Raw genomic sequence first — 8,843 nt, 5'->3', positions numbered from 1 at the left:
GCCCCCTGCTCCCTGATCACCATCGAAAAGGGCGCCGCCTCTTCCACCTCCACCCGCCCCATCGAGGTCCCCCGTGTCATCGTCCTGGCGCGTCGCGTGTGTGCGCATTCCGAGATTCCCGATCGGCGCGGGGTGGCGCGCAGCGCGCGTCGTCCCTGGGAGCCCCGAGGCAACAGCACCGACGCCGGAGTCGGCGCCGGCAGCCAAACCGCACCCGCCGAGCATCCTGTCACCTGGGGCGGACTCGGCGTCGCCAGCCACGACCTGTACGGAACTGACCTTCCGGGACATCCAGCTCGACTTGCTGCTGGACTCGACGAGCCGGGAGACCGCATCGGCGGCGACCGCATCGCCGGCGACCGGTTCGGGCATCGCGACCCCCGCGACATCGAACGGGAGCTCGACCGGCACACCCGCGACTGGACCACGTACCGGGGGCGCAGGCGCGCGGCCGAATCCGGGTTCGGACGACGTGGGCGACGCGAGCTCGCGCGTGAACGCACGGGGGCGCTCCTCACGAGCGGCGGCGGGGGAGGCCAGTCGGCCCCGCGGAAAGACCGACCCGACCATCCCGCCGCCGCCCCGGCATTGGGATGACATGCCCCGCGCCCTCACCGGCGGGGCGCGCCTGCGGGTCGTATCGCTGGCCGCCGGACGCGCTGGCGTGCGGGCCGGCATGACCATCGCCGAAGCCAAGGCCCGATGCGCCGAGTTGGAGACGAGGCCGTGGGACGATCACGCCATCGCCGACGCCATCCTCGCCGCCACCACCGCACTGCTGGCGGCGAGCCCTCAGGTCACCCCCGCCACCGGCACCCCAGGCATGTGGTGGGTGGGGGCCACCGGCTTCGACGCGCTGGGCGGCGAGGAACAGCTCGCGCACACCCTGCTCACCATCGCGCGCGAATGGCACCCCGATGCGCGCGTGGCCATCGCCGACAGCTGCGTCGCCGCGCGCGCCGCCACGTGGGCGCCGGTGGCGCGGGCGTCGGGCGTGGAGGCCACCATCATCCCCCCCGGCGGCTGCGCCCACTATCTCACGCCCGCCCCGCTCGGGCTCGTCCCCATGCCCGACGAGCTGCGCGACGCGCTCCGCATGCTCGGCCTCACCACTGTCGGTGCGCTCGCCGCGCTCAACGCGGGCGACGTGGAGCAGCGATGGGGCGCCGAAGGACTCGTGGCGTGGCGCCTCGCCCGTGGGGATGACCCACGACGCCCCGGACTCGTGCGCGTGGAAGCCGCGCGCAGCGCGAGCGTGGAACTCCCCGGGGCGGTGGAGAGCGCCGAACCCATTCTCTTCGTGCTGCGCGCACAGTTGCAGCGTCTGGTGCAGCAGTGCGTGCACGACGGTCGCGCCGCCGCCGCAGTGGCCATCACGCTCGTCCTCGACGCCGGCCGGCAGTACCCCATCGAGGAGATCGGCAGTGAACTGCGCGGGCATGTACACGTGCCGGAGACGAGTGACGACTCGGTGCCGCTGGCGGCAGTCAAAAGCAGGAAGCCGGGAGCAGCGAACCGCGCGCAGCCCGACACCACCCCCATCCCCCAACTCCCGCCCCCCACCCCCCACCGGATCCCGCACCCGCGCCCCGTCCCCTCGCTGCTCGGCGTCCCCCACCGCACCATCACCCGCGAGGTCCGTCCCGCGCGCCCACTCGCGCGACTCGAGCCGCTGTTCGATCAGTGCCGGTCGCTGCTCGAGCGGTGGGACATTCCCGCACCCGTCATCGGCGTCACGGTGAGCATTCCCGCCACCGCACCACTCGCCGCCGATCAGGGCGATCTGCTCGTGCCGTCCTGGCGTGACACCGCGATGAACGCCGAAGCCGTGTTCGCCCGACTGCGCGCCGTGCTCGACCCCGACAACCGCGGTGATGTGGTCGTGCACCCCGAATCCCGCGACACCCATCGCCTCGAAGAGTCCGGCGCCTGGATCCCCGCCGATGCCATCACCCTGGCGTCTGCACCATTACCCGTAGTCCCAACTCCCGTAGTTCAAACTCCCGGAGTCCCAGCTTCCGCCCCTCGAGCTTCCGTCGTTGAAGCGCCTCCCGTCGACGCACCACCCCCCCCCGCCGTCCTCCGCCTCCTCCCCTCCCCCGACCCCGTCGACGTCGAACTCCCCCGCGGCATCCCCGCGGCCGTCTGGTGGCGCAACCGGCGCATCGACATCGTGCGCGCGCACGGCCCCGAACGCCTCAGCGGCGACTGGTGGCGCGGCGACGGCTACGCGCGCGACTACTGGCGCTGCACCGCCACCCCCGACGGCGATGTCCTGCTGTACCACACCGAAGCCGGCTGGTACCTGCAAGGCTGGTACGACTGACCAACTCACCACCCGCAACCCAAACCCACGACGCGGAACTGATCGGTTCCGGGTGCTGAGTTCGACGAATGAGTCGCGGGTCGGCACAGCCCGGGTCGGGTTTCTCCCCTCACCGGTGCGACGGCAACACCCCATACTCCGCAAGGAGATGGAGCCCCACATGACGGAACCCGACCGCGTGCCCCCACAGTGGCACACGATGGACGTCGAACGCGTAACCGGTACGCTCGACGTCGATCCCGCGCGCGGTCTCGACGCGGCCGAGGTCATGCGCCGGCGCACCGAGCACGGCGACAATGCCCTGCAGGCCACGGCGCACCGCGGCCCGCTGCGCATGCTGCTCGCGCAGTTCGTCGACGTCATGGTGCTCGTGCTCATCGGCGCGGCCATCATTGCCGCGGTGGTCGGTGAGCCGGCCGACACCCTGGCCATCGTCGCCATCGTCGTGCTCAACGCCCTGCTGGGCTTCGTGCAGGAGTACCGCGCCGAAAAGGCGCTGGCGGCACTCGGCGCGATGGCCGCCCCCGGCGCCCGTGTCCGTCGCGACGGCGTCGAGTGCACGGTGCCATCGCACGAACTCGTACCGGGCGACATCGTACGGCTCGAAGCCGGACACGTCGTCCCCGCCGACCTCCGCCTCATCGAGGTCGCCCGCCTCAGCATCGACGAATCCGCACTCACCGGCGAATCACTCCCCGTCGACAAGACCATCGCGCCGAACACCACGGACAACGTCCCACTCGGCGACCGGCGCGCCATGGCCTACAAAGGCACCAGCGTGGCGGCTGGCCGCGCGACCGGCCTCGTCATCGCGACCGGTATGCGCACCGAATTGGGGCGCATCGCGACCCTGCTGCAGTCCGAGTCGAATGTGCGGTCGCCGCTGCAGACACGACTCGCGGCCTTCGGGCGGCGACTCGCCGTGCTCGTGGTGGGGCTCTGCATCGTCATCTTCGTCACGGGGCGGCTGCGCGGCGAACCCGCGGTGCTGATGTTCATGACGGCGCTGAGTCTCGCGGTGGCCGCCATCCCCGAGGCGCTGCCGGCCGTGGTCACCGTATCACTCGCCCTCGGCGCGCGGCGCATGGTGCGGCAGCACGCGCTCATCCGGCGACTGCCCGCCGTGGAGACGCTGGGCTCGGTGACGTACATCTGCACCGACAAAACGGGGACGCTCACGGAAAACCGCATGCGCGTGGACACCGTGCGCGACCTGCGCGAGATGAGCGACGTTCCACACCTCGGCGCCTCCACCGGCGCCACACACCACGACGTCCCACTCGCCTTACCCGACGTGGTGACACTCTGCACCGACGTGCAGCAGACGCCGACCGGAGCACTCGTCGGAGATCCCACGGAAACCGCGCTCGTGCGCTGGGCCAACGAGCAGGGAGTCGACACCGCCACCGTGCATCGACAGTGGCCACGGATCGGCGAGCTCCCCTTCACGTCGGAACGCGCGCGCATGACCACAGTGCATCGCGCCGTGAACGGTGACACACGCGTGGCCTGCAGCAAGGGCGCCCCCGAACGCATCATCTCCGCGTGTGACCATATGTGGACGAGCGAGACCGTGCTCCCGATCAGTGCGACCGCCCGCCACGACCTGCTCGCGCAAGCCGAGCAGATGGCCGCGGACGGTCTGCGCGTCCTCGCCGTGGCCTGCGCGATCGACCGGCGGACGCCGAGTGACCCGATCGAGTCGCTCGAAGAACACCAGACGCTGCTCGCCCTCATCGGGCTCCTCGACCCGCCGCGCGACGAAGCGCGCGAAGCGGTACGCCTCTGCCGCAGCGCCGGCATCCAGGTGGTCATGATCACCGGCGATCATCCGGCGACCGCCCGCGCGATCGCCCAGCGCCTCGGCATCATCGGCGCGGCCGACGACCGCGCCACCGTGCTCACCAGCCGTTCGCTCGCCGAAATGGACGACGAGGCGCTGCGCGAACAGGCCGCGCACGTGCGGGTGTACGCGCGGGTCGCGCCCGAAGACAAGCTGCGCATCGTCAAGGCGTTGCAGGCGCGCGGCGAGTTCGCCGCGATGACTGGCGACGGTGTGAACGATGCCCCGGCGCTCAAGCGCGCCGACATCGGCATCGCCATGGGGCGCGGCGGGACCGATGTGGCGCGTGAGGCATCACACATGGTGCTCCTCGACGACAACTTCGCGACCATCGTGCAGGCGGTGCACGAGGGGCGCCGCATCTACGACAACATCCGTCGCTTCGTGCGCTTCGTGCTGTCCACCAACTCCGGCGAAATCTGGACGCTCTTCCTCGCACCGTTTCTCGGCTTGCCGCTCCCCCTGCTCCCCATTCACATCCTGTGGATGAATCTCGTCACCGACGGACTTCCGGGCCTGGCGCTTTCCGCCGAGCGTGCGGAGCCGGACGTGATGCATCGGCCCCCGCGTCCACCGAGTGAAGGCATGCTCGCGCACGGGCTGTGGCAGCATGCCGTGTGGGTGGGGCTGCTCATGAGCGCGCTCGCGCTTGGCACACAGGCGTGGGCGCTGCGCACCGGCAACGGCCACTGGCAAACGATGACGTTCACCGTACTCACGCTGTCGCAACTCACCCATCTCATGGCCATCCGCTCCGAACGGCAATCGCTGTTCTCGATCGGTGTGGCCAGCAATCCGCTCCTGCTGCTCGCGGTGGTCGCCACGCTGGGGCTGCAGGGCGCGACGATCTATGTGCCGGCCATGAATCGTCTCTTCCACACGGCGCCGCTCTCACTGGGGGAACTGTTGACGTGCATTGGCCTCGCGTCGCTGGTGTTCGTGGCCGTCGAGTGCGAGAAGTGGTTGGCCCGTCGCGGTATGCTGTACGCGAGGGCGCGGTCGGCGTGAACGCCGTATCGTGCCGACGGGTCAGTTACGGACGCCGGGGTTTCGGTCGAAGTTTAGGCATGCGCCGATTTCTGCTGATCATGCTCGCGGCCCTTACGGCTGCGTGTCGCCCTGCACCTGCCACGCCCGCCGGTCCGGCGGGCCGCAGCGCCACCGTCCTCATCTCGCTCGACGGCTTTCGCGCCGACTACATCACCCGCCCCGGCGCGGTGACGCTGCGCGCCCTCGCCGCGCGTGGTGTGCGGGCCGAGCGCATGATCCCGGCGTTCCCCAGCAAGACGTTCCCCAACCACTACACCATCGTCACGGGGCTCTACCCCGAGCACCACGGGATCGTGGCGAACACGATGGTCGACGCGCGCATCGGCGCCACGTTCACCATCGGCGATACCCTCATTGCCCGCGATCCGCGCTGGTGGGGCGGTGAGCCCATCTGGAATACCGCTGAACGACAGGGCGTGCGCACCGCCGCGTTCTTCTGGCCCGGCAGCGATTACGCCATCAACGGCCGCTATCCCACGTACTACACGCCGTTCGACAATCGCGTCCCCGATACGCTACGGGTGCGACAGGTGCTCGACTGGCTCACCATGCCGGCCGACCGGGCGCCGCGCTTCGTCACGCTGTATTTCAGCAACACCGACAACGCGGGCCACGACCACGGCCCCGACGCTCCGCAGGTCGACACGGCCATCGCCCATGTCGACTCACTCATCGGCGCACTCGTGACGGGACTCGCCGCACGCGGACTCGGCGAGCGCGTGAACCTCGTGATCGTCTCCGATCATGGCATGACCCCCATCGATGGGTCACGCGTGATCCGACTCGACGACTACCTCGACCTGAACGACGTGGATGTCGTGGACTGGATGCCCGTAGCAGCCGTGACCCCGAAGCCTGGGAAGCTGCCGGCGGTGTACGAGGCGCTGCGTCGCACGCCGCATCTGCAGGTGTTCCGCAAGGACAGTGTGCCGGCGCGCTTTCACTACCGCGACAATCCGCGCATCACGCCGCTCGTCCTGCTCGCCGACGAGGGGTGGACCATCACCAGCACGGCGCGTCTGCGCATGGGCCAGCCGCGTGGTGGGACGCACGGGTACGACAACTTCCTCCCCAGCATGGGCGCCCTCTTCATCGCGGCGGGGCCCGACATTCAGCAGGGCCGCGTGCTCGCGCCCTTCGCCAACGTGCATGTGTACCCGCTACTCGCCCGACTCCTGGGGGTGAAGCCCGCGCCCAACGATGGGCACGCGGACTCCCTCGCCATCACTCGTCGTGACTGACCGACGACGACGGGTCTGAGGCTCCGATCGGCTTGCCGTCGTAGTCGGAAATGAGCACCCACACGGTGCGCGTGCGCTTGGAGTAGAGCAGGCGCACGGTCACGTCCCGCGGGTTCTGCTTGAAGGCAAAGTGGAAGCGGAAGCTCGTATCGAGCGCTTCGCGAATCACGCCTTCCTTGAAACGTCCGTAGAACTCCTGCACGCGCGTGCAGGGCGCGATCTCGGTGAAGAACTGCTTGCCGATCGCGTCTTCCCGGCGCAGCGACGCAAGCGAGGACTCGACCGCGTTGTAATGGAGAATACGGCCGCTCGAATCGAGCTGAATCATGCCGTAGGGCAAGTGATCCAGTTCGGCGGCGGTCATGTGATCGGCGGCCTCGAGGACCTGATCGATCTGCTGTTTGTAGCTCTTTGACATCGCGGTGGCACAGGGTACTGGGGAAGTACGTGCAAGAATAACGCGCGCACCACGGAAAGGGGTTCACGGCCGGTCCCGATCCTGTCCCTGCCGCTCCCTTGTTTTCGGTATATATTCGGGTTTGTATGTCAGCCGCCGGATACGCCGAACTGCACTGCCACTCCGCGCTGTCCCTCCTCGATGGTGCCTCCCTTCCGGAGTCGCTCGCCGAACGGGCCGCCGCGTTGGGGTATAGCGCCCTCGCCCTCACCGATCACGATGAGATGGGGGGCGTGGTCCGCTTCGGCACCGCCTGTCAGGCGCTCGCGCTCCCCGGCATTCTGGGCGCCGAACTCACCGTGCGCATGCCCGAACTGGGGGGGCGCGGCGGTGAACGCCGCACGCACATGGTGCTGCTCGCCGAAACGCGGCAGGGCTACCGCAACATCGCCTCGCTCGTCACCCGCGCCCGCATGGACAGCGACCGCGGCAAACCGAGCGTGCCGTGGGCCCTCGTCACCCGCCATGCGGAGGGGGTGACCGCCCTCACCGGCTGCCCGCGCGGGTGGCTGCCGCAGTTGCTGGCCGAGTCGCGCCACGACGAGGCGTGGACAGCGGCGTGTGAACTGCGCGATGTGTTCGGCGCGCACCTCGCCGTGGAGTGCTGGGATCATCGCCTCCCGGAAGAACGCGCGCTCGTACACCCGTTGCGCGCCCTCGCCACGCGACTCGGGGTGCCATGGGTGGTGACCAACGACGTGCATTACGCCACGCCCGACGCGCGCATCGTGCACGACGTACTGCTCACGCTGCGCCACGAACGCACGCTCGACACCATGGGCACGCGCCTGCGTCCCAACGCCGAGTGGGCGCTCAAGCCCATCGCGCGCATTTACCAGCGGTGGCGCGGCGCCGAAGAGGGCGTGCGGGCCACACTCGACATCGCCGCGCGCTGCGCCTTCCGTCTGCAGCAGCTCAAGCCCAGCATGCCGGCCTTTCCGCTGCCACCGGGCATCACGGCCAGCGAGTATCTCGCCCGTCTGGTCGAGCACGGCGCGCACGAGCGGTGGGGGAACACGCGCACACCCAAGCACGATCGGCAACTGGCGCACGAACTGGGGATGATCCGCAAGCTCGACCTCGCGGGCTACTTCCTCATCGTGTGGGACATCGTGCGCTTCGCGCGGCGCGAGGGGATTCTCTGTCAGGGACGCGGTTCCGCGGCCAACTCCGCCGTCTGCTTCTGCCTCGGCATCACCGCGGTCGACCCCATCCGCATGGAGCTGCTCTTCGAGCGGTTTCTCAGCGAAGACCGGCAGGAGCCGCCCGACATCGACATCGACTTCGCGCACCGCGATCGCGAGCGCGTGCTGCAGTACGTGTACAACCGCTACGGCCGAGAACACGCCGCCATGGTGTGCGAACAGATCACCTGGCGCGGGCGGAGTGCGGTACGTGACGCAGCGCGCGTGCTGGGGTTCAGCACGGAGCAGGCGGACATGCTGGCGGCACTGAGTGACCGGTTCAGTGCGAAGAGTACGGCGGAGGCGTTGCGGGTGGATGCGGCTGGGGCGGGGGGACGCGATCACACGGAGAGCACGGAGGGAGGTGAGGGCACGGAGAACCGCACGGACAGGACGAACAACGGAAGCTTGGGAAGCGGGAGCTTGAACAACGGGAGCTTGAACAACGGGAGCTTGAACAACGGGAGCTTGACCGGCGGCACACACACGGCGGCGGTACTCGGTCAGCACATGATCAGCGGTACCGAAGCAACAACCAAGGCACGTGTGATCCGCGAGAACGCCCGCAAAGTCGCCTCCAGCCTCAAGCAGTCCTCTGTGCCCTCACCCACCTCGGTGAGCTCCGTGAGTACGCGTTCCCCAAAGGGCGTCACCGAACGCGACGCCACTTGGCCCCAGCTCATCGACCTGCAAGCCGAGCGAAAACTGGCCAACGACGAACGCGCACATCTCGGTCCACTCG

The 8,843-nt window shown here is 69.2% G+C and carries 6 protein-coding genes; 5 read left to right on the top strand and 1 reads right to left on the bottom strand.

From position 1 onward, the window contains the following. From ACIQ6O_RS09280 to ACIQ6O_RS09265, 4 genes are all read left to right on the top strand, one after another. A partial coding sequence (locus ACIQ6O_RS09280) for a hypothetical protein (protein ID WP_396207505.1) occupies positions 1 to 597 on the top strand: 597 nt, incomplete at its 5' end. Position 598: 1 nt separating this feature from the next. Beyond that, positions 599 to 2,326: a hypothetical protein gene (locus tag ACIQ6O_RS09275; RefSeq protein ID WP_396207504.1), complete on the top strand. Its 1,728-nt coding sequence runs from the start codon at positions 599 to 601 to the stop codon at positions 2,324 to 2,326. Positions 2,327 to 2,486: 160 nt separating this feature from the next. Then, positions 2,487 to 5,177, top strand: a complete 2,691-nt coding sequence (locus ACIQ6O_RS09270) for a cation-translocating P-type ATPase (RefSeq protein WP_396207503.1) — start codon at positions 2,487 to 2,489, stop codon at positions 5,175 to 5,177. A gap of 59 nt (positions 5,178 to 5,236) precedes the next feature. Beyond that, positions 5,237 to 6,460: an ectonucleotide pyrophosphatase/phosphodiesterase gene (locus ACIQ6O_RS09265; protein WP_396207502.1), complete on the top strand. Its 1,224-nt coding sequence runs from the start codon at positions 5,237 to 5,239 to the stop codon at positions 6,458 to 6,460. Here ACIQ6O_RS09265 and ACIQ6O_RS09260 read toward each other — a convergent pair. Then, complete coding sequence (locus tag ACIQ6O_RS09260; RefSeq protein WP_396207501.1) at positions 6,444 to 6,878, bottom strand: PAS domain-containing protein; 435 nt, start codon at positions 6,876 to 6,878, stop codon at positions 6,444 to 6,446. The two genes, ACIQ6O_RS09265 and ACIQ6O_RS09260, sit on opposite strands and share 17 nt — an antisense overlap. Before the next feature lie 125 nt (positions 6,879 to 7,003). Between ACIQ6O_RS09260 and ACIQ6O_RS09255 the strand changes: the two genes are divergently transcribed. Then, positions 7,004 to 8,843: PHP domain-containing protein (locus ACIQ6O_RS09255; RefSeq protein ID WP_396207500.1), on the top strand; the 1,840-nt coding region annotated here is incomplete at its 3' end.

It is taken from the genome of Gemmatimonas sp., from assembly GCF_044345575.1.
Lineage (GTDB): Bacteria > Gemmatimonadota > Gemmatimonadetes > Gemmatimonadales > Gemmatimonadaceae > Gemmatimonas.
This window is presented reverse-complemented; position numbering and strand designations above follow the sequence as displayed.

Coding starts and splice junctions, on each gene's coding strand:
- ACIQ6O_RS09270 (WP_396207503.1), top strand. CDS start 2,487: ATGACGGAACCCGACCGCGTGCCCCCACAGTGGCACACGATGGACGTC.
- ACIQ6O_RS09265 (WP_396207502.1), top strand. CDS start 5,237: ATGCGCCGATTTCTGCTGATCATGCTCGCGGCCCTTACGGCTGCGTGT.
- ACIQ6O_RS09275 (WP_396207504.1), top strand. CDS start 599: ATGCCCCGCGCCCTCACCGGCGGGGCGCGCCTGCGGGTCGTATCGCTG.
- ACIQ6O_RS09260 (WP_396207501.1), bottom strand. CDS start 6,878: ATGTCAAAGAGCTACAAACAGCAGATCGATCAGGTCCTCGAGGCCGCC.